At 63.1% G+C, this 25225-nt stretch carries 25 protein-coding genes; 17 read left to right on the forward strand and 8 right to left on the reverse strand.

Annotated elements, in window-relative coordinates:
* The first annotated feature begins 70 nt into the window (after positions 1 to 70).
* Positions 71 to 1648, forward strand: coding sequence for an apolipoprotein N-acyltransferase (gene lnt / locus BN1124_RS17635; RefSeq protein WP_042644041.1), 1578 nt, complete (start codon positions 71 to 73; stop codon positions 1646 to 1648).
* Positions 1649 to 1738: 90 nt separating this feature from the next.
* Here lnt and BN1124_RS17640 read toward each other — a convergent pair whose 3' ends face one another.
* On the reverse strand, positions 1739 to 2221 hold the full coding sequence (locus BN1124_RS17640; RefSeq protein WP_042644043.1) for a zinc ribbon-containing protein: 483 nt from the start codon (positions 2219 to 2221) through the stop codon (positions 1739 to 1741).
* Between the two features lie 145 nt (positions 2222 to 2366).
* Between BN1124_RS17640 and leuS the strand changes: the two genes are divergently transcribed.
* The 15 genes from leuS to BN1124_RS17715 all read left to right on the forward strand — a co-directional run bounded on the left by leuS (position 2367) and on the right by BN1124_RS17715 (position 17735).
* Positions 2367 to 4946: a leucine--tRNA ligase gene (leuS, locus tag BN1124_RS17645; protein WP_042644045.1), complete on the forward strand. Its 2580-nt coding sequence runs from the start codon at positions 2367 to 2369 to the stop codon at positions 4944 to 4946.
* A 79-nt stretch (positions 4947 to 5025) separates the two neighbouring features.
* On the forward strand, positions 5026 to 5508 hold the full coding sequence (locus tag BN1124_RS17650) for an LPS-assembly lipoprotein LptE (RefSeq protein WP_042644047.1): 483 nt from the start codon (positions 5026 to 5028) through the stop codon (positions 5506 to 5508).
* Between the two features lie 15 nt (positions 5509 to 5523).
* Positions 5524 to 6558, forward strand: a complete 1035-nt coding sequence (gene holA, locus BN1124_RS17655) for a DNA polymerase III subunit delta (RefSeq protein ID WP_042644049.1) — start codon at positions 5524 to 5526, stop codon at positions 6556 to 6558.
* Positions 6552 to 7199: a nicotinate-nucleotide adenylyltransferase gene (nadD, locus tag BN1124_RS17660; RefSeq protein WP_042644051.1), complete on the forward strand. Its 648-nt coding sequence runs from the start codon at positions 6552 to 6554 to the stop codon at positions 7197 to 7199. The genes holA and nadD overlap by 7 nt, the downstream gene beginning before the upstream one ends.
* Before the next feature lie 207 nt (positions 7200 to 7406).
* A complete protein-coding gene (gene rsfS / locus BN1124_RS17665; protein WP_042644053.1) occupies positions 7407 to 7745 on the forward strand; it encodes a ribosome silencing factor in 339 nt (112 codons plus the stop codon).
* A gap of 41 nt (positions 7746 to 7786) precedes the next feature.
* Positions 7787 to 8254: a 23S rRNA (pseudouridine(1915)-N(3))-methyltransferase RlmH gene (rlmH, locus tag BN1124_RS17670; RefSeq protein ID WP_033130955.1), complete on the forward strand. Its 468-nt coding sequence runs from the start codon at positions 7787 to 7789 to the stop codon at positions 8252 to 8254.
* Positions 8255 to 8351: 97 nt separating this feature from the next.
* Entirely contained in the window at positions 8352 to 10277 is a 1926-nt protein-coding gene (mrdA, locus tag BN1124_RS17675; RefSeq protein ID WP_042644055.1) for a penicillin-binding protein 2, read from the forward strand.
* Entirely contained in the window at positions 10274 to 11377 is a 1104-nt protein-coding gene (rodA, locus tag BN1124_RS17680) for a rod shape-determining protein RodA (RefSeq protein ID WP_042644057.1), read from the forward strand. Before mrdA ends, rodA begins: the two co-directional genes overlap by 4 nt.
* Positions 11377 to 12387: a lytic murein transglycosylase B gene (gene mltB / locus BN1124_RS17685; RefSeq protein ID WP_156128431.1), complete on the forward strand. Its 1011-nt coding sequence runs from the start codon at positions 11377 to 11379 to the stop codon at positions 12385 to 12387. Before rodA ends, mltB begins: the two co-directional genes overlap by 1 nt.
* Positions 12329 to 13279: a septal ring lytic transglycosylase RlpA family protein gene (locus BN1124_RS17690; RefSeq protein WP_042644059.1), complete on the forward strand. Its 951-nt coding sequence runs from the start codon at positions 12329 to 12331 to the stop codon at positions 13277 to 13279. The genes mltB and BN1124_RS17690 overlap by 59 nt, the downstream gene beginning before the upstream one ends.
* A gap of 191 nt (positions 13280 to 13470) precedes the next feature.
* Positions 13471 to 14700 (forward strand): D-alanyl-D-alanine carboxypeptidase family protein, encoded by a 1230-nt coding sequence (locus BN1124_RS17695; RefSeq protein WP_042644061.1) that lies wholly within the window; start codon positions 13471 to 13473, stop codon positions 14698 to 14700.
* 280 nt (positions 14701 to 14980) lie between these two features.
* On the forward strand, positions 14981 to 15244 hold the full coding sequence (gene ybeD, locus BN1124_RS17700) for a DUF493 family protein YbeD (protein ID WP_042644064.1): 264 nt from the start codon (positions 14981 to 14983) through the stop codon (positions 15242 to 15244).
* 91 nt (positions 15245 to 15335) lie between these two features.
* On the forward strand, positions 15336 to 16025 hold the full coding sequence (gene lipB / locus BN1124_RS17705; protein WP_042644066.1) for a lipoyl(octanoyl) transferase LipB: 690 nt from the start codon (positions 15336 to 15338) through the stop codon (positions 16023 to 16025).
* Between the two features lie 85 nt (positions 16026 to 16110).
* Positions 16111 to 17076 carry a lipoyl synthase gene (gene lipA / locus BN1124_RS17710; RefSeq protein WP_033130949.1) on the forward strand — a complete coding sequence of 322 codons (966 nt, stop codon included), beginning with the start codon at positions 16111 to 16113 and terminating at the stop codon, positions 17074 to 17076.
* A gap of 167 nt (positions 17077 to 17243) precedes the next feature.
* Positions 17244 to 17735, forward strand: a complete 492-nt coding sequence (locus BN1124_RS17715) for a GNAT family N-acetyltransferase (protein WP_042644068.1) — start codon at positions 17244 to 17246, stop codon at positions 17733 to 17735.
* A gap of 25 nt (positions 17736 to 17760) precedes the next feature.
* On the opposite strand, the gene nqrE is transcribed toward BN1124_RS17715, so the two are convergent.
* From nqrE to BN1124_RS17745, 6 genes are all read right to left on the reverse strand, one after another.
* Complete coding sequence (nqrE, locus tag BN1124_RS17720; RefSeq protein ID WP_042644069.1) at positions 17761 to 18360, reverse strand: NADH:ubiquinone reductase (Na(+)-transporting) subunit E; 600 nt, start codon at positions 18358 to 18360, stop codon at positions 17761 to 17763.
* Positions 18361 to 18531: 171 nt separating this feature from the next.
* Entirely contained in the window at positions 18532 to 18921 is a 390-nt protein-coding gene (locus BN1124_RS17725) for a hypothetical protein (protein ID WP_042644071.1), read from the reverse strand.
* Between the two features lie 214 nt (positions 18922 to 19135).
* Positions 19136 to 19639: a GNAT family N-acetyltransferase gene (locus BN1124_RS17730; protein ID WP_042644074.1), complete on the reverse strand. Its 504-nt coding sequence runs from the start codon at positions 19637 to 19639 to the stop codon at positions 19136 to 19138.
* 27 nt (positions 19640 to 19666) lie between these two features.
* Positions 19667 to 20848: a MerR family transcriptional regulator gene (locus BN1124_RS17735; RefSeq protein ID WP_042644076.1), complete on the reverse strand. Its 1182-nt coding sequence runs from the start codon at positions 20846 to 20848 to the stop codon at positions 19667 to 19669.
* A 156-nt stretch (positions 20849 to 21004) separates the two neighbouring features.
* On the reverse strand, positions 21005 to 22735 hold the full coding sequence (recJ, locus tag BN1124_RS17740; RefSeq protein ID WP_042644077.1) for a single-stranded-DNA-specific exonuclease RecJ: 1731 nt from the start codon (positions 22733 to 22735) through the stop codon (positions 21005 to 21007).
* Positions 22698 to 23417: a DsbC family protein gene (locus BN1124_RS17745; RefSeq protein ID WP_042644079.1), complete on the reverse strand. Its 720-nt coding sequence runs from the start codon at positions 23415 to 23417 to the stop codon at positions 22698 to 22700. Before BN1124_RS17745 ends, recJ begins: the two co-directional genes overlap by 38 nt.
* Positions 23418 to 23677: 260 nt before the next feature.
* Here BN1124_RS17745 and mscL point away from each other — a divergent pair, with 260 nt between their 5' ends.
* Positions 23678 to 24085 (forward strand): large-conductance mechanosensitive channel protein MscL, encoded by a 408-nt coding sequence (gene mscL, locus BN1124_RS17750; protein WP_005317444.1) that lies wholly within the window; start codon positions 23678 to 23680, stop codon positions 24083 to 24085.
* A 102-nt stretch (positions 24086 to 24187) separates the two neighbouring features.
* On the opposite strand, the gene xerD is transcribed toward mscL, so the two are convergent.
* Positions 24188 to 25099: a site-specific tyrosine recombinase XerD gene (gene xerD, locus BN1124_RS17755; protein ID WP_042644084.1), complete on the reverse strand. Its 912-nt coding sequence runs from the start codon at positions 25097 to 25099 to the stop codon at positions 24188 to 24190.
* Between the last annotated feature and the right edge of the window lie 126 nt (positions 25100 to 25225).

The following is a 25225-nucleotide window of genomic DNA, read 5'->3' on the forward strand; positions in this document are numbered from 1 at the left end:
TCCCCTCCGGATTCCCTCAGGATCCCGCGCCATACAGGGAGGCTCGCCGTTGGCGCGGTTTGCGGTTAAGATGTCGGCCATTCAACTTTCATTCAGTCCAATCGAGCCCCTAGCCCCAGTGAAATCGAAACTCCTGATCAGCCTGTTTGCCCTGGCCTCTGGCGCCATCGCCGTACTGGCCTTCTCCCCCTTCGGCTATTGGCCTCTGGTGATCCCGTCCCTGCTCGGCCTCTACGCCCTGCTGGACAAGGCCAAGCCCAAGCAGGCCGCCTGGCGTGGCTTCGGCTACGCCATGGGGCTCTTCCTGCCTGGACAGTGGTGGATCCATGTCAGCATGACCGAGTTCGGTGGCATCCCGCTGCCGGTCGCCTTCGTGCTGCTGGCCGGGCTCTGCGCCTACCTTTCTCTCTATCCAACCCTAGCCTGCTGGCTGTTCTCCCGCTTCTTCAGCGGTCGTCACTGGAGCCGCTGGCTGCTCGCCTTCCCGGCGCTCTGGCTCGGGGCCGACTGGCTGCGAGGCTGGGTGATGACCGGCTACCCCTGGCTCTGGTTCGGTTACACCCAGATTGACGGCCCCCTCAAAGGCTTCGCCCCCATCCTCGGGGTGCAGGGCATCACCCTCGCGCTGCTGTTGTCGGCCTCCGCTCTCTGGCTGGTGTGGCAGAGCCGCAAGCCGGCCTGGCTGCTGGTCCCCGTCGCCCTGGTGGGCACCGCCCATGGGCTGATGCAATTGAACTGGGTGACCCGGGGCGAGCCGGTCAAGGTGGCGCTGGTGCAGGGCAACATCGCCCAGTCCCTCAAGTGGGATCCGGAGGCGCTGATCCCCACGGTGCGCACCTATCAGGACTTGAGTCGCGAGAATCAGGATGCCGACATCATCATCTGGCCTGAATCCGCCATCCCGGCCATCGAGAAGGAGATGGGCACCTATCTGGAGAGCCTGGACAAGGCGATGAAGGTGAATGACACCGGCCTGCTGGCGGGCATCATTCACTACGATCTCAAGCAGCAGCGCTTCTTCAACACAGTGCTCGGCATGGGGGTGCAGGATCTGGACGGCAAGGAGTCCTACCACTACGAGCACAAGAACCGCTACTACAAGTACCACCTGCTGCCCATCGGCGAGTTCGTGCCGTTTGAAGATCTGCTGCGCCCCATCGCGCCCTTCTTCAACCTGCCCATGTCCTCCTTCAGCCGGGGTGACGAGGTGCAGCCGAACCTGATCGCCAAAGGGCTCAAGTTCGCCGCCGCCATCTGCTACGAGATCATCTTCCCAGACGAGGTGCGTCGCAACGTGCAGCCGGATACCGACTTCCTGCTGACCGTCTCCAACGACGCCTGGTTCGGCACCAGCATCGGCCCCTGGCAGCACATGGAGATCGCCCGCATGCGCGCCCTGGAGCTGGCCCGCCCGCTGCTGCGCGACACCAACACCGGCATCACCATAGTCACCGAAATCGATGGCAGCATCATAGCCCAGCTCCCGCAGTTCGAGGCCGGGGTGCTGCGTGCCGAGGTGCGCCCCGCCCACGGCTCGACGCCCTACCTGCGCTTTGGCAGCTGGCCCATGTATGGCATCGCCGCCCTGCTGCTCGGCCTTGGGCTGGCCCTGCGCCCCCGCGCCCACCCCTGGGCCAGAACCCTCTGACCGGGGCTCTGAACCGGCTATCCAACCCGATCAAAAGAGGCGCCCATGGGCGCCTCTTTCATTTGTCCATTTGTCGTCGTGGCCAGTGGCTCAAGGGGAGAGCGGCTCGCGGTGATATTCGTTGGCACCACACTCGGGGCAGGTGCCGAGCTGCTCCGGATGCAGCACGGTGTGGCGCCACTCGCAGCTATCGCACACCAGCACCCCGAGCCCGACCCAGTCGCCGGCCCGGTAAAACCCCTTGTGCTCCAGTTCGTCCGCCAGCTCGCTCCACTCCACCTGGGCGCGATCCGTCACATCCGCGAGCCAGGACCAGGCAGTATCTTTCAAGGCCAGCATAAAGGCCGATTCCGGCGCCTCGGCCCGTCCCTCGTCATAGTTGCCGAGATCCCGTTTCACATATTCGGCGATCAGTGCCAGTTCGTCCTGGGTCAGGTCACCGGCCGCCTCAAGGTACGCCTGCACCTTGGCAATCATGCGGTTGAGGCGCTCCCCCTGGAACTCTTCCGTCTCCTCCCAGTGCTTCTTGAGCTGGGCGATGAAGGCTTCGTACCCTTTTTGACGTTTGTCCATGGCCGTTACTCCTCTGCTACTCGCTGATCATGGCCGGCCCGAGACCCGGCGGATGCTGGCGGTTGTTGCCGCCGCAGGATATGGGTATTCTATCGGGATTTCCCAGCCGTTTTATCTATTCATTTCACAGATCCGGATGTCACCAATGCAAGAGCAATACGTTCCCCAATCCATCGAACCAGCAGTGCAACAGCACTGGGATGCCAAGAAAACCTTCAAGGCCGTGGAAAAAGTAGACAAAGAGAAGTTCTACTGCCTGTCCATGTTCCCTTATCCGTCTGGTCGTCTACACATGGGGCACGTGCGTAACTACACCATAGGTGATGTGATCTCCCGTTATCAACGGCTCAATGGCAAGAATGTGCTGCAACCCATCGGCTGGGATGCGTTCGGTCTGCCGGCAGAAAACGCCGCCATCAAGAACGCCACTGCACCGGCCCCCTGGACCTACGAAAACATCGAATACATGAAGAACCAGCTGAAGATGCTGGGTCTGGGTTATGACTGGGATCGCGAGCTCGCGACCTGCAAGCCGGACTACTACCGCTGGGAGCAGTGGTTCTTCACCAAGCTGTACGAGAAGGGTCTGGTCTACAAGAAGACCTCCTCCGTCAACTGGTGCCCGAACGACATGACGGTGCTGGCCAACGAGCAGGTGATCGACAACTGCTGCTGGCGCTGTGACACCCCGGTGGAACAAAAAGAGATCCCCCAGTGGTTCATCAAGATCACCGACTATGCCGAGGAGTTGTTGAACGACATCGACAACCTGGACGGCTGGCCCGAGATGGTCAAGACCATGCAGCGCAACTGGATTGGCCGCTCCGAAGGGGTCAACATCAGCTTCCAGGTCGAGGGCCAGGACGAGCATCTGGAGGTCTACACCACCCGTCCTGATACCTTCATGGGCGTGACCTATGTGGGCATCGCCGCCGGCCACCCGCTGGCCCAGCAGGCTGCCGCCGATAACCCGGCACTCGCCGCCTTTATCGAAGAGTGCAAGAACACCAAGGTCGCCGAAGCCGAGCTCGCCACCATGGAGAAGAAGGGCATGGCCACCGGCCTCTATGCCATTCATCCCCTGAGCGGCCACAAGGTACCGGTCTGGATCGCCAACTTCGTGCTGATGAACTACGGCACCGGCGCCGTGATGGCAGTGCCCGGCCACGACTTGCGTGACCACGAGTTCGCCACCAAGTACGGTCTGCCCATCCAGCCCGTGATCAAGCCCGCCGACGGCGATGCCCCTGACGTGATCGCCGCCGCCTACACCGACAAGGGCGTGCTGTTCAACTCCGGCGAGTTCGACGGTCTCGAGTTCCAGGCCGCCTTCGACGCCATCAGCAACAAGCTGGAAGCCCTCGGTTGCGGCAAGCGCACCGTCAACTTCCGTCTGCGTGACTGGGGCGTCTCCCGTCAGCGTTACTGGGGTGCCCCCATCCCCATGCTGACCCTGGCCGACGGCACTGTGGTGCCGACCCCGGAAGATCAACTGCCGGTGCTGCTGCCGGAAGACGTGGTGATGGATGGCATCCAGAGCCCGATCAAGGCCGACCCCGAGTGGGCCAAGACCAGCTACAACGGCCAGGAAGCATTCCGCGAGACCGATACCTTCGACACCTTCATGGAGTCCTCCTGGTACTACGCCCGCTACTGCTCCCCGGACTACGATAAGGGCATGCTGGATCCGGCTGCCGCCAACCACTGGCTGCCGGTGGATCAGTACATCGGCGGCATCGAGCACGCCTGTATGCACCTGCTGTACGCCCGCTTCTTCCACAAGCTGCTGCGCGATGCCGGTCTGGTCAACAGCGACGAGCCGTTCAAGCGCCTGCTCTGCCAGGGCATGGTGCTGGCCGACGCCTTCTACTACAAGGACGAGAAGGGCGGCAACGTCTGGGTCAGTCCGACCGACGTCAAGGTGGAGCGGGACGAGAAGGGTCGCATCACCAAGGCGGTGGACAATGAAGGCCGCGAGGTGATCCACTCCGGCATGACCAAGATGTCCAAGTCCAAGAACAACGGCATCGATCCCCAGCTGATGGTGGAGCGTTACGGCGCCGATACCGTGCGTCTGTTCATGATGTTCGCCTCCCCGGCCGACATGACCCTGGAGTGGTCCGATTCCGGCGTCGAGGGTGCCCAGCGCTTCCTGCGTCGCCTGTGGCGTCTGACCTTCGAGCACGTCAGTACCGGTGCCGCCCCCGCACTGAACCTGGCCGCCCTCAGCAACGAGCAGAAAGCCGTTCGCCGCGAGCTGCACAAGACCATCGCCAAGGTGAGCGATGACGTGGGTCGTCGCCAGACCTTCAACACCGCCATCGCCGCCATCATGGAGCTGATGAACAACCTGACCAAGCTCGGCACCGAGGAGCAGGACCGCGCCCTGATGCAGGAAGCGCTGGAAGCCGTGCTGGTCATGCTCTACCCCATCACCCCGCACATCGGCTTCGAGCTGTGGAAGATGTTGGGCAAGGAAGGGGACATCGACGTGACCAGCTGGCCGGTGGCCGATGAGAGCGCCATGGTCGAGACCGAGAAACTGGTGGTGGTACAGATCAACGGCAAGATGCGCGGCAAGCTGACAGTGCCGGCCGAGATAAGCCAGGCCGAGGTCGAGAAGCTGGCCATGAACGATGCCTCGGTGCAAAAGTTCACCGACGGTCTGACCGTGCGCAAGGTGGTCTACGTGCCGGGCAAATTGCTCAACATCGTTGCAAACTGATCCCGCAACGGACATGAGTCAACGATGACGACGGCGGGCCTGGCCCGCCGTCTTTTAAATCATTCAAAGAGGAATTCACATGGGCATGCCCCTTACTCGCTGGATTGCCATCATGCTGACGGGCCTGCTGCTGCAGGCCTGCGGTTTTCAGATGCGGGGAACCGCCATCCCCCCCGAGCTGATGACCATGAAGGTAGTCGGTGACAACAAGAGCGATTTCTATCGCATGGTGACCACTCGCCTCAAGGCCGCCGGGGTGACCCTGGCCGACAAGGAGGGCATTCCGGTGATGACCCTGGCGGGTATCCGCGGCAGCAGCCAGGTTGCCTCCGTCGACTCCATCGGTCAGGAGCGTGAGTACCTGCTCGGCTACAGCACCCAGTTCAGCATCAGCATGCAGGGCAAGCCGACTCAGGTCTTCCCCATCACCTTCAACCGCAGCTTCCTGAACAAGCCGGATGCGGCCCTCGCCTCCTCCCGCGAGCAGGAGCAGCTTCGCAAGGAGATGCAGGAACAGGCCGCGAGCCTGGTGATCCGCCAGCTCAGCCAGGTCAAGTTCTGATGCGAGTATCTTAAATTGAGAGTCTACCCCGAGCAGTTTGCGGACCATCTCAAGACAGGGCTCAAGCCCTGCTATCTGGTATTTGGTGACGAGCCGCTGCTCAAGCTCGAGGCCATCGACGCCATTCGTCAGGTGGCCCTCAAGCAAGGCTTCGATGAGCGCCACAGCTTCGTGGTCGAAGCCGGGCTGGACTGGAACCGGGTCTATGATGCCTGTCAGGCCATGAGCCTGTTCTCGGCACGCCAGATCATCGAGCTGGAGCTGCCCGCCAAGGTCGACAAGGATCTGGCCACCCGCATCGGTGAGATTGGCAAACAGCTGCATCCCGACCTGCTGCTGGTGCTCTCGGGCGCCCGCCTCAATCAAACCCAGATGAAGGCGGCCTGGTTCGACAAACTCGACAAGCTCGGTACCTATGTGCCGGTCAATCACCCCGAGCCCCGTTTCTTTCCGCGCTGGATGGGGGCCCGTTTCCAGCGCTTTGGCCTCAAGGCGATGCCGGATGCCATCAACTTCATGTGTCACGCCTATGAGGGCAACCTGCTGGCCGCGAGCCAGGAGATAGAGAAGCTGACCCTGCTGTCGCCGCCCCAGCCCATCAGCGTCGCCTATCTGCAAGAGACCATCATTCGCCACGCCCACTTCACCCCCTTCCAGCTCATCGATTGCCTGCTGGAGGGCAAGGTGAACCGGGCTCAGCGCATCCTGCTGGCGCTGCGGGCCGAAGGCACCGAGCCCGGCATGCTGGCCTGGGCCCTGTGCCGCGAGCTGGAGCAGCTCACCGAGCTGGCCCTGGCCGCCCGGGCAGGCCAACCCCTGGTGGAGCATTTCTCCCGTCTGCGCATCTGGCAGAGCCGCCAGCAGCTCATTCAACAGGCCCTGACCCGGCTGCCGTTTGGCAAGCTGCAGCAACTGTGGCAGCTGATGGCCCGGCTAGACGACGCCCAGCGCCGCTTCGACACCGAGCAGGCCTGGCTGATGTTGCAGACCATCGCCCTGGGTTTTCGCGATGCTACCCCGCTGCCCCTGCTGGAGCCGGCATCATGTTGAAGGCTCCCATTGGGATCCTGGGTGGCACCTTCGATCCGATACACATCGGCCATCTGCGCCCGGCCATCGAGGCCCAGGCCGCGCTGGGTCTGGCCGAAATGCGCCTGATCCCGAATCACATTCCCCCCCACAGGGCCAGCCCGTTCTGCTCGAGCGAGCAGCGCCTGGCCATGGTCGCCCTGGCGGCGGCGGAGAACCCGGGCTTCGTGGTGGATGAGCGGGAGATAAGGCGAGATAAAGCGTCCTACACCATAGATACCCTCATCGAATTGAGGCAAGCGCTGCCGGACACCCCGCTCTGCTTCCTGATGGGGATGGACTCCCTGCTCTCACTGCCAGGCTGGCATCGCTGGCGGGAGCTGCTCGATCATGCCCATCTGGTGGTGAGCCTGCGCCCGGGCTGGCAACCGGATTACCCGGCCGAGGTGGCCGAGCTGCTGGCCCGCCAGCAGACGCAAGACCCCCAGGATCTGCATCGCCATCGTCACGGGCATATCTGGCTTAGCGACAACCTGCCCATCGAGCTGTCCGCCACCCGCCTAAGAGCCCTGCTGGCGGCGGGACAGGATCCCAGGTATCTGTTGCCGGTCTCGGTGGCCGACTACATAGCGCAGCACAGGCTCTACCAGCCGACACCCTGAGGCGCAGCCCACATCGACCCGACTATTGCCCGGCGCGGTTGCGCACTATAGTGATCGACAGGGGCCTGCCCTGCTCCGTCCCGCTCATTGGCGGCCAGAGGACGACCCTGGATCCATTCCCTTTGCCGGGCTGGGAAACGGGAATGACCATGATATAATCCGCCGCCTTTACGCTGTACCAGTGCGCCGGAAGATAGGAGAAGACATTTGCAAGGCCAAGAATTACTCGCCTTTATCGTCGACAAGATCGATGACATGAAAGGCCGCGATATCATCACTCTGGATGTGCGCGGCAAATCCACCATCACGGACACCATGATCATCTGCTCCGGCAACTCCAGTCGCCATGTCAGTGCCATCGCCCACAACCTGGCCAGCGAGGCACGCCACGCCGGGCTCAGTCTGCTCAGCGTGGAGGGCCAGCTCAGCGGTGAATGGGTGCTGGTGGACATGGGGTCTGTCATCGTTCACGTGATGCAGGATGAATACCGCGACTTCTACCAACTGGAAAAGCTCTGGGGCGGCGCCCAAGTGCCAACGCAATAAGAGTGCGCAAGCGTAATACAAGGGTGCAAGTGTAAAGAAAGATGAAGATCCAGTTGATTGCAGTGGGCACCAAGATGCCTGCCTGGGTAGAGCATGGCTTCGAAGAATACCGTCGCCGTTTCCCGAAAGACATGCCGTTCGAGTTGGTCGAGATAGGCGCAGGCAAACGCGGCAAGAATGCCGACATCCCCCGCATCCTGCAGAAGGAAGGGGAAGCCATGCTGGCCGCCGCCGGCCGCTCCCGCCTCGTCACCCTGGATATCCCGGGCAAGCCCTGGACCACGGAGCAGCTCGCTACCCAGCTGGAAGCCTGGAAGCTGGATGGTCGCGACGTGGCGCTGCTGGTCGGTGGACCAGAAGGCCTGTCGCCGGAGTGCAAGGCCGCCGCCGAGCAGAGCTGGTCGCTGTCACCCTTGACCCTGCCCCATCCGCTGGTGCGGGTGCTGGTGGCCGAGAGCCTCTATCGCGCCTGGAGCATCACCACCAATCATCCCTATCATCGAGAGTGAACCATGCCCAGCCCACGCATCACCCTCAACCACCCGAACCACAGGGAGTGACCCATGTGGTTCCTGTCTTTGCCCTCGTCGGCCATAAGGTAGCGGCATGCTGAAGAATCGCATCGAAATGCGCGATCACAGTGCCGAGGGACGTCTGTTCTTTCGGCGCACCCTGGTGGCCTACATTGGCATGGTGGTACTCATGCTGGTGCTGCTTGGCAACCTCTATTACCTGCAAGTAGAGTCTTACGATACCTACCAGACCCGCTCCAACGACAACCGGATCCGGGTCGTGCCCGTGGCGCCGCCCCGGGGCCTCATCTATGACGCCAACGGCGTGCTGCTGGCCGAGAACCGCCCGGTCTACAGCCTGGAAATAGTGCCGGAGGAGACGGGAGATCTCGAGCAGACCGCCGACGAGCTGATCGCCCTGCTGGCCCTGCCGGAAGGCACCAAGGAGAAGTTCCTGGCCGAGGTCAAGCGCCAGCGCCGCTTCAAGCCGGTGCCCCTGTTCGAGAAGCTGACCGAGTATCAGGTCGCGCTCTTCTCGGTCAACCAGCACAACTACCCGGGCGCCAGCATCGAGGCCTACCTCAAGCGTTACTATCCGTTTGGCGATACCCTGACCCACGCGCTCGGCTACGTGGCCAAGATCAACACCCGCGACGTGGAGCGCCTCGACAAGGAAGACAAGCTCGCCAACTATGCGGCCACCAAGGACATTGGCAAGCAGGGGGTGGAGAAGTTCTACGAGGATCAGCTGCACGGCGTGGCGGGCTACCAGGAGGTCGAGGTCAACAACCGCGGCCGGGTGGTGCGTACCCTCAAGTTCCAGGCGCCAGAGCCTGGCAAGGACATCTACCTCAACATCGACATTCGTCTACAGCTCAAGGCCCAGGAACTGCTGGCCGGCCGCCGTGGCGCCATCGTCATGATGGATCCCAACACCGGCGCCATCCTGGCCATGGAGTCGAGCCCGAGCTACGATCCCAACCTGTTCGTGACCGGCATCTCCAGCACCAACTATTCGGCGCTGCTCAACGATCCGGCGCGCCCGCTGGTAAACCGCACCACCCAGGGCATCTATGCTCCCGCCTCCACCGTCAAACCCATGATGGCGGTGATGGGCCTGAACGAGGGGGCCATCACCCCCAACTACCGTTACTTCGGCGGCCCCAGCTTCTCCATCCCGGGCACCACCAAGAAGTTTCGTGACTGGCGCCGTTGGGGCCATGGCTGGCTCGATGTCTATCGCGCCATCGAGGTATCGGCGGATACCTATTTCTACGATCTCGCCTACCGGGTCGGCATCGACAAGATCCACGCCTACATGACCAAGTTCGGCTTCGGCCAATACAGCGGCGTCGACCTGTTCGAGGAGACCCGTGGAGTCATGCCGTCCCGCGACTGGAAGATGGCACGCTGGCGTCAGCCCTGGTACCAGGGGGACACCATCTCCATCGGCATCGGCCAGGGCTACTGGAGCGCCACCCCGATCCAGCTCGCCAAGGCGATCAGCATCCTGACCCAGAACGGTCACGACGTGACACCGCACCTGCTCAAGAGCACGGCCTCGGCAGACGGGGTGGTCAACGCCCCCATCAACCCGAACATCGCCATCGCCGCCAAGAGTGACACCTATTGGCAGGTGGCCAAGGACGGCATGTGGCGCGTCATCAACGGCCACGAGGGCACCGGCCGTCGCGCCTTTGCCAACACCCCCTACAAGGCGGCGGGCAAGTCAGGTACCGCCCAGGTGGTGGGCCTTAAAGAGAACCAGGTCTACAACGCGGCCACCACCAAGATGGAACACCGCGACAACGCCCTGTTCGTCTCTTTTGCCCCCTTCGATGCTCCCAAGGCCGTGGTCGCCCTGGTGCTGGAGAACGCCGGTGGCGGCAGTGCAGTGGCGGCGCCGGTCGCCCGCCACATGCTGGATGCCTACCTGCTGCCACCAGAGCCCCAGTTGCCGCCGGCCCCCAGCCAGCCTGCCCCTGCGAGCCCGAACCCGAATGAGGTCGTTTCCCAATGAGTAATTCCGCTCGCCAGCAGAGCATCTGGTATCGCCTGCACATCGACTTGCCGCTGCTGCTCGGTCTGCTGGCCCTGATGACCCTCTCCATGGTGGTGCTCTACTCCGCCTCGGGCCAGGATTTCGACTCCATCGTGCGCCAGCTGGTGCGTGGCGGCCTGGCCTTCAGCCTGATGATAGCGCTGGCCCAGTTGCCGCCGTCCCTCTATGCCCGCTGGTCGGTGCCGACCTTCGCCGTGGTGGTGCTCCTGCTCATCGCGGTGGATGTGTTCGGCCACATCGGCAAGGGGGCACAGCGCTGGCTGGACCTCGGCTTTATGAAGTTCCAGCCCTCCGAGGTGATGAAGCTCTCCATGCCCATCATGGTGGCCGCCTGGCTCAGCCGTCACTCCCTGCCGCCGAAGTTCAGCCACGTGCTGATCGCCCTGGTGATGGTGCTGCTGCCGACCCTGCTGATCGCGGCCCAGCCCGATCTCGGCACCTCCATCCTGGTGGCGGCCTCCGGCTTCTTCGTCATCTTCCTGGCGGGGATCAGCTGGTGGCTGATCGGCCTGGCCGCGCTGCTCATCGCCGCCTTTATGCCGGTGCTCTGGTTCTTCCTGATGCACGACTACCAGCGCCAGCGGGTGCTGATGCTGCTGGATCCCGAGAAGGATCCCCTCGGCCGTGGCTATCACATCATCCAATCGAAGATAGCCATCGGCTCCGGCGGCGTGTTCGGCAAGGGCTGGCTGCAGGGCACCCAGTCCCAGCTGGAGTTCCTGCCTGAGCGTCACACCGACTTTATCTTCGCGGTGTTCAGCGAGGAATTCGGTCTTGTGGGGGTTGCCCTGCTGCTGGTGATCTACCTCTATATCATCAGCCGCTGCCTGTTCATCTCCATGCAGGCCCAGAACAGCTTCGAGCGCCTGCTCGGTGGCGCCCTGACCCTCACCTTCTTCGTCTATGTGTTCGTCAACATGGGCATGGTCAGCGGCATACTGCCGGTGGTGGGGGTGCCCCTGCCGCTGGTGAGCTATGGCGGCACCTCCATGGTGACCCTGATGGCCGGCTTCGGCATCCTGATGTCCATCCAGACCCACAGACGACTGCTCGCCTGATGCGTCGGTTGTTGTGGCTCGCTCTCTGTGCGCTGGCACTCGGCTCCTTGCCGGCGGTTGCCGCACCCGAGCCACCCCAGCTCGGCCGGCTGGCCGAGCAGCAGGCCGTGCCCCTTGCCCAGCTTCAGGCGGCCACCGCTCAGGCGCAGTTGCGCCAGGAGATCCTCGACACCATAGCCCGCCCCTGGGAAGCCAAACCCTGGCACCGCTACCGGCCGCTGTTCGTCACCCCCGAGCGGATCCGGGACGGGGTCGCGTTCTGGCAGCGCCACGCCGAGGCACTGGCGCGAGCCGAGCAGCGCTACCAGGTCCCCGCTTCCCTTATCGTCGCCATCATCGGCATCGAGACCTTCTATGGCCGCCAGATGGGCCGCCACTCCGTGCTCGACAGCCTCTACACCCTGGGTTTTCACTACCCTGAGCGCAGCGATTTCTTCGCCAAGGAGTTCGCCCAGCTGGTGCTGCTCGCCAGGGAGGAGAAGTGGTCGCTCACCCGTCTCAAGGGCTCCTATGCGGGCGCCATGGGCATGGGCCAGTTCATGCCCTCCAGCTACCGCCACTACGCGGTCGACTTTGACGGGGATGGCAAGCGGGATCTGTTCGCCAATCCGGTGGATGCCATCGGCAGCGTGGCGAACTACTTCGCCGAGCATCGCTGGCGCTGGGGAGAATCCGTGGTCGAGCCCGCCTTGATCGGACTGGCGCCAGTGGGTACCCTGCAGGGGCCAGATCCCGAGCTCAGGCAGCAGTGGGCCGAGCTGGCGGCCGCCGGGATCGAACTCGCCACCCCGCTGGCACCGGACACGCCGGTGAAACTGCTGGCATTGGAGCAGGCCGACGGACCGGAATACTGGGTCGCGCGCCACAATTTTTATGTGATCACCCGCTATAACCGCAGCCCGCTCTATGCGATGGCGGTGCATCAACTCAGTCAAGCAATCCAGGACGCTTATGCATTACAGCCACAAACTTCTCCCCCTCAGCCTGGCCTTGTTGCTGGCCGCCTGTAGCAGCCAGCCGGAGCCACAGCCGCTTCCCGAGGAACCCGCCGCGCAGGAAAAGCCCCAGGTGATCGAGATCCCGCAAGCCACGGGCGCCATCCCGCGCCCGGAGCCCATGAGCGCGAGCGGCAACCGGGACTACTGGATAGGCAAGCAGAAATACGAGGTGTGGCGCGACATCAAGCACTACAGCGAGGAGGGCACCGCCAGCTGGCTGGCCCAGGATCTGGATGGCCAGAAGACCGCCAACGGCGACGTACTGGACAGCACCCAGTTCAGCGCCGCCCACCGCAACCTGCCGCTGCCGAGCTATGTGCGGGTCACCAACCTGGACAACGGGCTGGAGACCATAGTGCGGGTCAACGATCGCGGCCCCTTCGGCAGCGATCGGCTGATCGATCTCTCCCATGCGGCCGCCAAGCAGCTGGAGATGGTGGAGAACGGCGAGGCAAGGGTGCGGCTCGAGCTCATCAACGATACCCCGGATCAGATGGTCGAGATGGTGCCCATGACGCCGATGCAGCCCATGCAACCGGCGGCCCCGGCCGAGGAGGGCGCCTTCCTGGGTGAGCCCAAGCCTGCGGCGCCGGCAACGGCTCCCAAGCCGGCGCCAGCCACCCCGCCCAAGGCCGCCGCCAAGCCGGCCACTACCGCGACCACCACAGTCTCCGCGGCACAGACCGGCCAGGGCAAGATGATCCAGGTGCTGGCGAGCGGCTCCCAGCCGAGGGCCGAGGCCATGGGCAAGGTAATGACCCAGCGCTATGGCGTGCCCTACCAGGTGGTGGCTCACGACGCCATCTTCCGGGTTCTGCTGGGGCCGATCGCAGCCGACCAGCAGGCCCCCCTGCTGGAGCAGATCCGCCAGGGTGGACTGGAGCAGGCCTTTATCGTGCCCTGATCCCGCTGCGGTAAAATGCCTTTGCCCGGCGTCACGTCGTATCCCGGCGTGACGCCGAGCCTAAAGCCATAAAAACCCACCCAGATCGCATGTCGGGCTATGACCGACGAGCACATCTGGTATAGTGAAGCCCGCTTTTTTTAACTTGTTTTAACTTGGGTACTCCCCATCCAGGCACCAGGAATTTCAAGATGTCCAAATTTGCCCGCTCCGTTATTCTGGCCTCCCTGTTAAGCGCCACCGCCCAGGCCAATCAGCCAGTACCGACGCCGGATTCAGCCCTGCCGACCGCTCAGCCGGTGCCCACTCTGAACGCCGCACCCATGGTAGTGCCCGCCGCGCCGGAGATCTCCGCCAAGGCCCACATTCTTATCGATTACTACTCGGGTCAGGTGCTGGCCGAGCAGAACGCCGAAGAGCGTCTGCCGCCCGCCAGTCTGACCAAGATGATGACCTCCTACATCATCGGCCAGGAGCTGGCCAAGGGGAACATCAAGCGCACCGACATGGTGACCATCAGCCAGAACGCCTGGTCCAAGAACTACTCCGACTCCTCCAAGATGTTCATCGAGGTGGGCAAGCAGGTCTCGGTCGATGATCTGAACAAGGGCATCATCATCCAGTCCGGCAACGACGCCTGCGTCGCCATGGCCGAACACCTGGCGGGCAGCACCGACTCCTTCGCCAGCCTGATGAACAGCTGGGCCGCCAAGCTCGGTATGAACGACAGCCACTTCATGAATCCCCACGGTCTGGATGCGGAAGGCCACTACAGTACAGCCCACGACATGGCTCGCCTGGGTCAGGCACTCATCCGCGACTTGCCGGAGGAGTACAAGATCTACGCCCAGAAGTCCTTCGTGTTCAACGGCATCACCCAGCACAACCGTAACCGCCTGCTGTGGGATCAATCCCTGCAGGTGGATGGCATCAAGACCGGCCACGTCAGCCAGGTCGGCTACAACCTGGTCTCCTCCGCCACCAACAACGAGGGCATGCGCCTGATCGCCGTGGTGCTGGGTGCCAGCAGCGAAGGCTCCCGCGCCGCCGAGAGCAAGAAGCTGCTCACCTACGGTTTCCGCTTCTTCCAGAGCCTGACCCCCTACAAGGCCGGCACAGTGCTGGTCACCCAGAAGATCTGGATGGGTGACAAGTCCGAGGTGAAGCTGGGTGTGGATCAAGACGTCTCCGTACTGGTCACCCGCGGTCAGGGCAACAACCTCAAGGCCGACTTCCAGCTCGAGAGCGAGCTGAAGGCACCGCTGGCCAAGGGCCAACGGGTCGGTACCGTGTTCCTGAAACAGGGTGACAAGGAGATCAAGCAGGTTCCGCTGGTCGCCCTGGAAGAAGTACAGGAAGGCGGGCTGGTGAGCCGCCTGTGGGATTACCTGGTACTGCTGGTGACCAGCTGGTTCAAGTAAGCCACAGCATAAAATAGCGATAAAGGAGCGGCGCCAATGGGCGCCGCTCTCCAGTTAAGGCCCAGGCAAGCGAATAACCCTGCAAACTGCAGGTTCCGCCGAGGGTCTATTTGTGGTAAAAAGCAGCACTTCCACGTCTTGTCGACCGGCCAGGACCTTGATCCTGGCGTGGCTCATGCCCATATTGACAGGTACTGGCGGCCTGATGCCTCATCGGCCATACAAGATCACAGATGAAGTCGTTTCGTGACGACACCAAACGACGATAAAAGGTGAGTAAATGAATACCAAGTTTGATGAACTGCTGGAGTTCCCCTGCAAGTTCCCGTTCAAGGTGCTCGGCGTGGCCGACCCGGCCCTGCCGGACAGGGTGCTCGAAGTGCTGCAGCAGCACGCTCCCGGTACCTACAGCCCGACCGTGCAGCCCAGCAGCAAGGGCAACTATCACTCGGTGCGGGTGACGGTCAACGCCCAGAGCAAGGAACACATCGAAGCCATGTACACCGCACTTGGCAAGATCGAGCTGGTGAAATACGTACTGTAATTTCTCTCTCGCCCCGCCAGGGGCGATTGACGTTGTGCACCCCGTTGTGCTGATCCACAGGGCCAACTCAAGCGCCTGTCAGTGAGGAACCATGTCACTCCAGATCCCCGCCCAGCCACAGCTGCTGGTCAGACAGCTGGGCCGCCGCCCCTACCAGCCGGTATGGGATGCCATGAAGGCCTTCACCGACACCCGTTGCGCCGACACCCCCGATGAGTTCTGGGTGGTGGAGCACGATCCCGTCTACACCCAGGGTCAGGCGGGCAAGGCCGAGCACCTGCTCGCCCCCGGCGACATCCCGGTGGTGCAGAGCGATCGCGGTGGCCAGGTGACCTATCACGGTCCGGGCCAGCTGGTGCTCTACGTGCTGGTGGACGTGCGCCGCAGCAAGCTGACGGTGCGCGAGCTGGTGACCTGTCTCGAGACCGCCATCATCAACACCCTGGCCAGGAGCGGTATTGAGGCTTATGCCAAACCCGATGCCCCCGGCGTCTATGTGAAGAACGCGCTCGGCGCCTCGCTGCAGACGGAAGCCAAGCTGGCCTCCCTGGGCCTGCGCATCCGCAAGGGCTGCTCCTTCCACGGGCTGGCATTGAATGTTGACATGGACATGACCCCCTTCCTGCGCATCAATCCGTGCGGCTATGCGGGCATGGCCATGACCCAGACCAGCGCTCTCGGCGGCCCCCAGAGCGTGGCCGAGGCGCAGTCCATCCTGGTCGCCGAACTGGCCAGCCTGATCGGCTATCAAACGATCACCCATACCGAAGAGGCGGCATGAGCACGTCCATGCCGCACGGCCATGAGGGCACAGCGATGACCCTGATGGCTATCAATCAGACAATAACAAACACCGAGAGTGAATCATGAGCAAACCCGTTCGTATGGAGCCGGGCGTCAAGCTGCGCGATGGCGACAAGATGGCCCTGATCCCGGTGAAATTCATGCCGGATCCCAACGAAGAAGTGCTGCGCAAGCCGGACTGGATGCGGATCAAGTTGCCGCCGTCGAGCCAGAAGATCGAGCACATCAAGAGCACCCTGCGCAAGAACAAGCTGCACTCGGTCTGTGAAGAGGCCTCCTGCCCCAACCTGGCGGAGTGCTTCAACCACGGCACTGCCACCTTCATGATCATGGGCGCCATCTGTACTCGTCGCTGCCCCTTCTGCGACGTGGCCCACGGCCGCCCGCTGGCGCTGGATCCCGACGAGCCGAAGAAGCTGGCGCTGACCATCAAGGAGATGGGACTGAAATACGTGGTGATCACCTCGGTGGACCGCGACGACTTGCGTGACGGCGGTGCCCAGCACTTCGCCGACTGCATCAAGCAGATCCGCGAGCACAGCCCCCAGACCCGCATCGAGATCCTGACCCCGGACTTCCGTGGCCGGATGGAGCAGGCGCTCGAGGTGTTCCGCGAGACCCCGCCGGACGTGTTCAACCACAACCTGGAAACCGCCCCGCGCATGTACCGGGTCGCCCGCCCGGGTGCCGACTACAAGTGGTCCCTCGAGCTGCTGCGCCGCATCAAGGAGATGCACCCCCATGTACCGACCAAGTCTGGTGTCATGATGGGCCTCGGCGAGACCAACGAAGAGATAGTGCAGGTGCTCACCGACCTGCGCGAGCACGGCGTCAACATGCTGACCCTGGGTCAGTATCTGCAGCCAAGCCGTCACCACCTGCCGGTCAAGCGCTACGTGCCGCCCGCAGAGTTCGACGAGCTGAAGGATGTCGCCATGGGGCTGGGCTTCTCCCACGCCGCCTGCGGTCCCTTCGTGCGCTCCTCCTACCATGCGGATCTGCAAGCCAAGGGCGAAGAGGTGAAATAACCTCGTACGAAAGAGAGGTTAAATAACCTCGCCACCGATAGAAAAAGAGCGCCCTTGGGCGCTCTTTTTTATTGGGAAAACCAGACTCGGCACAGCCTGCCAACCCTTGGCTAATGCCGGGCTCCGGGGTTAAGGTAGCGGCTCCCTTTCCTTGAGTGATCCGCAGGATGCCGACACCCCTCGTACGTTTGCTCCCCATGAGTGAGCAGCACTACCCCATTTATTGCGCCTATTTCATCGAGGACTACGCGCAAGATCTCGCCAGCAACCACGGCCACGATCTCCCCACCGCACGCCACAAGGCGGAGCTGACCCTGCGCCAATCCCTGCCACAGGGGGTCGCCACACCGGGCCACAGCCTGCTCTGCATAGTTCCGGCGCAGGAGAGTGGCGCAAGGGAGGAACCCCTCGGCTACCTCTGGCATGCCCTTCAGGCCGATCGAGGAGAGACCTTCATCTGCGACTTCTACATGGATCCAACCCACCGCGGCCAGGGTTATGGCAAGGCCGCCATGGCGGTGCTGGAAGCCGAGCTCAAGGCCATAGGCGTCGACCAGATCAAGCTGCGGGTGGCCCAGGACAACCCGCGGGCACTGGCGCTCTATCAGGAGCTGGGGTTTGTGATCACCGGCTACAACATGGCCAAGCATCTGGACTGACGGCCGTCTGTCGTTTCCCTGCGCCTCAGAGCGAAATGCCGGAGAAAGACATAAAGCCCAGCGACATCAGCCCGGCCACGATGAAGGTGATGCCGATGCCCCGCAGCCCCTCCGGCACATCCGAGTATTTCATCTTCTGGCGCAGGCCGGCGATGGCGACGATGGCCAGCAACCAGCCGAGCCCGGAGCCCGCCCCATAGACCACGGATTCGATGAAGTCGTAGTCCCGCTGGGCCATGAACATCACCCCGCCGAAGATGGCGCAGTGCACCGTCAGCAGCGGCAGGTAGATGCCGAGGGCGTGGTAGAGGGTCGGGAAATACTTGTCCAGCACCATCTCCATCACCTGCACCAGCGCCGCCAGCACCCCTATGTAGACGATGAAATCGAGGAAGCTGAGATCAAATTCCCCGAGGAAGGTGCTGTCCGGGCGCAGTATATGGCGGTAGATCAGGTTGTTGAGGGGAATGGCGATCACCATCACCACCAGCACCGTCATACCGAGGCCAAAGGCGGTGTTGATGTTCTTGGATACGGCCAGGAAGGTACACATGCCAAGGAAGAAGGCCAGGGCCAGGTTTTCGACAAAGATCGAGTGAATGAACAGGTTTACGTAATATTCCATCGGGTCGGCTCACGGGTTGCACGGACAGTCTGGTCCCGGCGGCAATCATGCTGGCGGGACAGGGATCACAAGGCGCGGCAACGAGCAGAGGCGACAGTCAGCATGGCTCGGGGAGTCGAATGCAATGAGGAAGACGCAAGGTCGGGCACGCGCTTGATGGCGAGCCGGCCGTCAGTCGCCGTGGCAGAACCTGAATCTGAGATGGCGGCACCCCAGCAAGCGCCGGTGGAGATAGCCGAAGTGAACGGGCACCTGCCTGAGGTAGATGAGGGGCAGGAAGAACATCAGGCCCCAGAGCCAGCCCTGGATGTCGTGCTGGAACCAGGCCAGCAGCATACGATAGAGCTCGGGGTCGACCCCTTCCAGCCGTCGTCCCTGCTCAAAGCTGAGTCGCCACTGGCCGCCGGGAGGCAGGCCGATCTCCTCGGTCAAGCGACTGTCCGACACCTCGTACAGCTGCTGCGCCACCGGCCTCTCCGCCTGAGAGGCGCGCACGGATGCATCCAGCCCCGCCGCCGCGAGGGCAGCCAGCCACAGGATGCAGGCGATGCAAAGAGACATCAGCCCAGTCTGTAAACGACCAAGGCCTGGCAAGGGATCAGGCTCCTTCGGGGACGCGGGGGGAAGGAGCCGAATATATCACAAATCGGGTCGCCAGCCCATGTGCACATGGGGCCGGATCAGGTTTTGTAGATGAAACCGCTGCCTGATGCCTCAAGCCGACGGCTAACATTCCCCTCGAGACAGGGACGCCGTAGTCCTCTGTCCTCACCTCTCATCCCTGCTGGAAGGCGGCGTGATAACTCACCTCGCCGCTGGCCCGCTCATCCCCGTGACGCCTGGCCATGAAGAACTCGGGCGGTACGCCGGGCAGCACCAGCCGTTCATCGACCTGGAAGCCGAAGCGACCGTAGAAACCGGGATCCCCCAGCACCACGCAACCGGCGACTCCATCCCTATCCAGGGCCTTGAGTCCGGCCTGCATCAGTTGGGCACCTATGCCCTGCCCCTGCCACTTTGGCGCCACGGCAATGGGGCCGAGACCAAGCCAGCCTTGACTCCCATCGCTGATGGTCACAGGCGAGAAGCAGAGGTGGCCAATGATGACCCCGTCTTGCTCCGCCACCAGCGAATGCCTGAGGGCCCCGGCCGCACGCAGATCGCGAATGATCAGCTGCTCGTTGTGATCGGTGTGGGGCGCCTCCAGGAAGGCGGCTATGGTCAGCGCCTCGATGGCGTCGCTGTCGGCACGGGTTTCGGGTCGGATCTGGATATTCATCTTGTCTCCTGTTGAATGTTGTCGGTGTCAGGCAGCCCGCAGGCAGCACATCACATAGCCATAGTGGCCGAGATACTGGCGGTGGATGATGAGCTCCTGAGTTAAGTCCCGGAAGGCCGCCGAGTCTCCCAGCTCACCCTCGAGGCGCGCCAGATTGCGATCTATGGGGTCCAGGTAGTTGCGCCACGCCCGCTCTGGCAACAGGCTATGGGAGAGGCACTCATAACCCCTGGCCCGGATGGTCGCAAGCAAGGCATCCAGGGTCTGCATGCCGGGATACCCCTCTTGCCAGAACGCCCTGGCCTCGGACGGGGGCGTGTCGGTCAGCCACACCAGTTCGCTGACCATAAGGATGCCGTGGGGAGCGCTCAACAAGGGCCGCCAGGCGGTCAGCGCCTCGGCAAACCCCATCACGTAGGCGCTCCCCTCGGCCCAGATAAGATCCACTGGCGCAAGTGCCAAGGGCAGGTTCGCCATATTGGCGCCCAGGGTGCTCACCTGCTCATAGCCCGCCGCCCTGGCCGAGCGCTCGAGGGCGGCCAGGGCCGTCTCATCGAGATCGATTGCCAGGATGGGGGCGTCGCATACCTGAGCCAACGCCAGGGTGGCGGCGCCGCGCCCACAGCCGATGTCGAGGATGCGGTTGGGCTGGATGGCCAACTCGGTGAACTGCTGCTGGGTAAAGGCGCGATCCCCCGGCCCCCAGTGGCTCATGCCATCCAGCAGCAACTTGAAATCGCGAATGTACCGCTCGTGCTCGTTCGTGTCTTTGCTGAGCCACTGCAGCTGATAGCGATCCTTCTCGCTGAATCCCTGCCTCATCACCCAGTCGAAATAGGCCTGGGGCGCCTCTCGCTGCAGTTGCAGCTGCCAGGCCTTGAATTCCTCGCCGGAGTGAGCACTCATGCCCGCCAGATCCGCCAGCAGATCCCGCGCCCGCTGCATGCGGGCCAGCTCAATGTCGAGTTCCTCGACCCTTGCCCGCAGTGCAGCCTGATCGATCTCCCCCGCCAGGCAGGCGAGGCAGTGCTTGAGGCTGAGGCCACCGGCCTGCAGCGCCTGTACCATCTGCAATCGTTGCAGATCGGCCTCGTCATAGTGGCGATAGCCGTTGGCGGCCCTCACCCCCTCGATCACCCCCAGCTTCTCGTAATAGAGCAGGGTGGAGCGGGCCAGGCCGCAACGGCGCGCCAGTTCGGATATTTTCATGTCATCGGCTCGGGGTAGTGGTCGTCAATCGACTCGATGGAAGAGAGCTTAAACTGTGAAGCCATAGACGGGTCAACTCCCCCGCCGCATTTCCCATAACAAAACGGCCACCCTAGGGTGGCCGTTCGCTTGAGCGACGCAGACAGGGGTCGGGTATTAGAGGCCGGCGGCCTCCAGATGCTCTACCAGCAACTGCACACTGCGGTTGCCGCGCCACTCGTTCACATCGAGCCGATAGACCAGCCGCACCCGCTTCACCGAGGCATCGGGCCAGCGCTGGAGATCGACCCCGAAGGCGATGGCATCCACCGCATGGCCGGAGTCCGTGGTCAGCATCATCTTCAAGTGCTTCTCCCCCACCAGCCGCTGCTGCACCAGCACGAACTCGCCGTCGAACAGCGGCTCAGGAAAGGCCTGACCCCAGGGGCCGGAGGCGCGGATAAGCTCCGCCAGCTCCAGGCTCAGCTCATCGGGCAGCAACTCACCATCGGTGAGCAGCACGCCAGTCAGCAGCTCCGGCGTCACCAGCTCGGTGATCACCGCCTCGAACGCACGGCCAAAGGCCTCTATGTTCGCCTTGGGCAGGGTCAGCCCGGCCGCCATGGCGTGGCCACCGAACTTGCCCATCAGACCGGGGTGACGGGTATCGAGCAGCTCGAGGGCGTCGCGCAGGTGCACGCCGGGGATGGAGCGACCCGAGCCCTTGAGCTCGGTGTCGCTGCTCTCGGCAAAGGCGATCACGGGTCTGTAGTACTTCTCCTTGATCTTGGAGGCCACCAGCCCTACCACCCCCTGATGCCACTCGTCTCTGTGCAGCACTATGCCGGACGGCACCTCGCCGTCACGGAAGCGGATCTGCTCCAGGGTGGCGAGCGCCTCCTGCTGCATGCCCTGCTCTATCTCCTTGCGCTCCTGGTTGAGGCTGTCCATCTCCGCCGCCAACTGGCGCGCCAGGTTGATGTCGTCGCACAGGAGGCAGGCGACCCCGAGGGACATGTCGTCGAGCCGACCCACCGCATTGAGGCGCGGCCCGAGCGCGAAGCCGAGATCCGCTGCGCACAGGCGGCGACCATCCCGGCCCGACACGTCCACCAGCGCCTGGATACCGGGGCGGCAACGGCCAGCCCGGATCCGCTGCAGGCCCTGGTGCACCAGGATGCGGTTGTTGCCATCCAGCGCCACCACGTCCGCCACTGTACCGAGCGCTACCAGATCCAGATAGTCCGCCACATTGGGGGCGCGAATACCCTGGCGCTCATACCAGCCGGTCTGGCGCAGATGGGTGTTGAGGGCCGCCATCAGGTAGAAGGCGACCCCGACCCCGGCCAGGGACTTGGAGGGGAAGTCACAGCCGCGCTGGTTGGGGTTCACTATCGCATCGGCGTCAGGCAGCTCGTGGCCCGGCAGGTGATGATCGGTGACCAGCACCTGCATGCCGGCCGCCTTGGCGGCGGCGACACCGGCGATGCTGGAGATGCCGTTGTCCACCGTAATGAGAAACTCGGCGCCGCGGGCCACCGCCAGCTCGACGATTTCCGGGGTGAGGCCGTAACCGAACTCGAAGCGGTTCGGCACCAGGAAGTCGATGTGCTTGCCGCCCATGGCCCGCAGCGCCAGCACGCACAGGGCCGAGCTGGTGGCGCCGTCACAGTCAAAGTCCCCGACGATCAGGATGCGCTTCTGCGCCGTCAGGGCCGCGGCCAGCAGCGGCACCGCCTGCTCCATGCCGAACAGGCGCTGGGGGGGCAACAGCTGGCTGGCGCTGCGCTCGAGCAGGACGGGATCTTCCACGCCACGACTGGCGAAGATCTGGCGCAGCAGCGGGTGCAGGGTGGCGGGCAGATGGGAATCATCCACCCGAGGACGACGACGGATTTGCAGGGGCATCGATATGATCCAGTAGCTTGAGCAGTTGTTCAGGGCGCTGGTAACCGCGCACCAGATCCCCGTTTGGCAGGACCCAGCTCGGCAGCGCCTTGATCCCGAGCCATTGGCTCAGGCCGATATAATGGGCAAGGATCTCATTACAACCGGTCGCAGGCAAACGATCACTGAGACTGAGTTCGCCGAGCAGCCCGGGGGCGCACCAGGCCGCCTGTGCCTCGGCCAGATCGGTGAACGGCCCGAGCACCGGCAGCAACTGCACGCTGACTCCCTTCGCCTGCAGCCTGGGCAACTCATCCAGCGTGGCGCGGCAGTGGCGGCACGCCAGATCGGTAAACAGGGTGAGATGATGGCGCTCGTGGGGCGCCTTGAGCCACATCCGTTGCTCGCCGATCAGGGCCAGGGCCAGTCGGCGCTGGCGTTGCTGGTCCAGCCTGGTGAGGTTTTTCATTCCATGACCCAGATCCAGCATGGAGCCCTGCAGCACGTAGTCGCCCCTGGCATCGCTGTAGATCAGCCCCTGGGCCGTGCCCAGCAGGAAGAGGCCGGGCACCGGGGTCTCGTCGACCAGGAAGACCCGCACGCCGAGGCGCTGCCCTATGGTCTGTTTCAATTGTTGAGGATCCATCCCCGCGTTGGCGGCAAAGGCGCACAACAGCATCATTCCCAGCAGTAAATAGCGCACCACTTCACTCACTTGGTATGAACGAGAGGTTTCATACGGTAAACCAGTGACATTGGTGCCTCAACTCATAAATTACAGACTGATTAATAGTGGCGAATGCAAAAAATTCCTATTCCAGCAGGTTGCCAATTGGGCCGAGGCCCAGCAAGCTAAACGGGACAACAGGAAACAGCGAGGGCATCCCTCTGTTTTCCTGATGCTTTATTATTCAAATCAAAGGAGCGGTAGCGGCCGCTCAGCACCCATTTTTGGAGGGGAACATGAGTCTGATTCAAGAGTTCAAGGCCTTTGCGGCCAGAGGCAACGTCATCGACATGGCGGTCGGTATCATCATAGGTGCCGCCTTCGGCAAGATAGTCTCCTCCTTCGTGGGTGACGTCATCATGCCGCCCATCGGTCTGATCCTGGGGGGCGTGGACTTCAGCGATCTCGCCGTGACCCTGAAGGCCGCCGAAGGGGCAACCCCGGCCGTGGTCATCGCCTACGGCAAGTTCATCCAGACCATCATCGACTTCCTGATCATCTCCTTCGCCATCTTCATGGGGCTCAAGGCCATCAACACCCTGAAGAAGAAGCAGGAAGAGGCCGCCGCCCCGGCCGGTCCCACCAAGGATCAGGAGCTGCTGAGCGAGATCCGCGATCTGCTGAAATCCCAGCAAGGCAAATAAGCCCCGGCCAGCCCGGCACTTGCAAAAAACCGCCATCAGGCGGTTTTTTTATGGGCGATAGGCCCCAGGCGAGGTGCGACAGCCTTCGTCAGGGGCGGGAATTCAGGCGCGGGGATGGTGCTCGCCGTGCAGCGTCTTGAGGCGCTCGTTCGCCACATGGGTGTAGATCTGGGTGGTGGAAAGATCCGCGTGCCCCAGCAGCATCTGCACCACCCGCAGATCGGCGCCGTGGTTGAGCAGGTGGGTGGCAAACGCATGGCGCAGGGTGTGGGGGGAGAGCTCCCCCCTGATCCCGGCGCGCATGGCATAGAGCTTGATGCGGTGCCAGAAGGTCTGGCGGGTCATCATCCTGGCCTGCTTGGAGGGAAAGACGACGTCTGAGCTGGTGCCGCCGAGCAGCAGGGTACGCCCCTCCCGGTAGTAGCGCTCCAGCCAATAGACGGCCTCCTCCCCCATGGGCACCAGCCGCTCCTTGTTGCCCTTGCCCACCACCCGCACCAGCCCCTGGCGCAGGCTGACGTGCTCGGCGGTGAGCCCCACCAGCTCGGAGACCCGCAGGCCGGTGGCGTAGAGCAGCTCCAGCATGGCCCTGTCCCTCAGCTCCAGCGGATCGTCCACCAAGGGCGCTTGCAGCAGGGCCTCCACCTCGGCCTCGCTCAAGTCGGCGGGCAGCTTCTTGGGCAGCTTGGGCCCCTCCAGCAACACGGTCGGGTCATCGCTGCGCAGCTTTTCGCGATTGAGATACTGATAGAAGCGGCGCAGGGCGGACAGGAAACGGGCCGTGGAGCTCGCAGCAAACTGCTTGTCCACCCGCCAGGCGAGGTAGTGCTGGATGTCCTCCATCCCCGCCAGCAGCAGGGAGCCACCCTGCTCATCGAGCCAGAGCGCAAACTTCTCCAGATCGGTGCGATAGGAGCTGACCGTGTTGTCAGACAGCCCTCGCTCCAGCCAGAGTGCATCGAGAAAGGGCTCGATCAGGGGATGGTTGTGCTGGGCGGGGGCGGGCTTGGTCATGGGTTTGAGTCTTCGACAAAGGGTGCGCCATTGTAGCGTGGCCCCGAGGCACGGCAAGTGATGACCCAGGGTCCCTGCCCGGTGAAGGGCGAATCGCAATCTGTTAGACTGGCGCCCCTCCACCTG

The organism is Aeromonas eucrenophila (assembly GCF_000819865.1).
Taxonomy (GTDB): Bacteria; Pseudomonadota; Gammaproteobacteria; order Enterobacterales; family Aeromonadaceae; genus Aeromonas; species Aeromonas eucrenophila.

What these genes read in the sequence shown, in the direction of transcription:
- lnt (WP_042644041.1), top strand. Translation starts at nt 71, where the DNA reads ATGTCGGCCATTCAACTTTCATTCAGTCCAATCGAGCCCCTAGCCCCA.
- BN1124_RS17640 (WP_042644043.1), bottom strand. Translation starts at nt 2,221, where the DNA reads ATGGACAAACGTCAAAAAGGGTACGAAGCCTTCATCGCCCAGCTCAAG.
- leuS (WP_042644045.1), top strand. Translation starts at nt 2,367, where the DNA reads ATGCAAGAGCAATACGTTCCCCAATCCATCGAACCAGCAGTGCAACAG.
- BN1124_RS17650 (WP_042644047.1), top strand. Translation starts at nt 5,026, where the DNA reads ATGGGCATGCCCCTTACTCGCTGGATTGCCATCATGCTGACGGGCCTG.
- nadD (WP_042644051.1), top strand. Translation starts at nt 6,552, where the DNA reads ATGTTGAAGGCTCCCATTGGGATCCTGGGTGGCACCTTCGATCCGATA.
- rlmH (WP_033130955.1), top strand. Translation starts at nt 7,787, where the DNA reads ATGAAGATCCAGTTGATTGCAGTGGGCACCAAGATGCCTGCCTGGGTA.
- mrdA (WP_042644055.1), top strand. Translation starts at nt 8,352, where the DNA reads ATGCTGAAGAATCGCATCGAAATGCGCGATCACAGTGCCGAGGGACGT.
- rodA (WP_042644057.1), top strand. Translation starts at nt 10,274, where the DNA reads ATGAGTAATTCCGCTCGCCAGCAGAGCATCTGGTATCGCCTGCACATC.
- mltB (WP_156128431.1), top strand. Translation starts at nt 11,377, where the DNA reads ATGCGTCGGTTGTTGTGGCTCGCTCTCTGTGCGCTGGCACTCGGCTCC.
- BN1124_RS17690 (WP_042644059.1), top strand. Translation starts at nt 12,329, where the DNA reads ATGCATTACAGCCACAAACTTCTCCCCCTCAGCCTGGCCTTGTTGCTG.
- BN1124_RS17695 (WP_042644061.1), top strand. Translation starts at nt 13,471, where the DNA reads ATGTCCAAATTTGCCCGCTCCGTTATTCTGGCCTCCCTGTTAAGCGCC.
- ybeD (WP_042644064.1), top strand. Translation starts at nt 14,981, where the DNA reads ATGAATACCAAGTTTGATGAACTGCTGGAGTTCCCCTGCAAGTTCCCG.
- lipB (WP_042644066.1), top strand. Translation starts at nt 15,336, where the DNA reads ATGTCACTCCAGATCCCCGCCCAGCCACAGCTGCTGGTCAGACAGCTG.
- lipA (WP_033130949.1), top strand. Translation starts at nt 16,111, where the DNA reads ATGAGCAAACCCGTTCGTATGGAGCCGGGCGTCAAGCTGCGCGATGGC.
- BN1124_RS17715 (WP_042644068.1), top strand. Translation starts at nt 17,244, where the DNA reads ATGCCGACACCCCTCGTACGTTTGCTCCCCATGAGTGAGCAGCACTAC.
- nqrE (WP_042644069.1), bottom strand. Translation starts at nt 18,360, where the DNA reads ATGGAATATTACGTAAACCTGTTCATTCACTCGATCTTTGTCGAAAAC.
- BN1124_RS17725 (WP_042644071.1), bottom strand. Translation starts at nt 18,921, where the DNA reads ATGTCTCTTTGCATCGCCTGCATCCTGTGGCTGGCTGCCCTCGCGGCG.
- BN1124_RS17730 (WP_042644074.1), bottom strand. Translation starts at nt 19,639, where the DNA reads ATGAATATCCAGATCCGACCCGAAACCCGTGCCGACAGCGACGCCATC.
- BN1124_RS17735 (WP_042644076.1), bottom strand. Translation starts at nt 20,848, where the DNA reads ATGAAAATATCCGAACTGGCGCGCCGTTGCGGCCTGGCCCGCTCCACC.
- recJ (WP_042644077.1), bottom strand. Translation starts at nt 22,735, where the DNA reads ATGCCCCTGCAAATCCGTCGTCGTCCTCGGGTGGATGATTCCCATCTG.
- mscL (WP_005317444.1), top strand. Translation starts at nt 23,678, where the DNA reads ATGAGTCTGATTCAAGAGTTCAAGGCCTTTGCGGCCAGAGGCAACGTC.
- xerD (WP_042644084.1), bottom strand. Translation starts at nt 25,099, where the DNA reads ATGACCAAGCCCGCCCCCGCCCAGCACAACCATCCCCTGATCGAGCCC.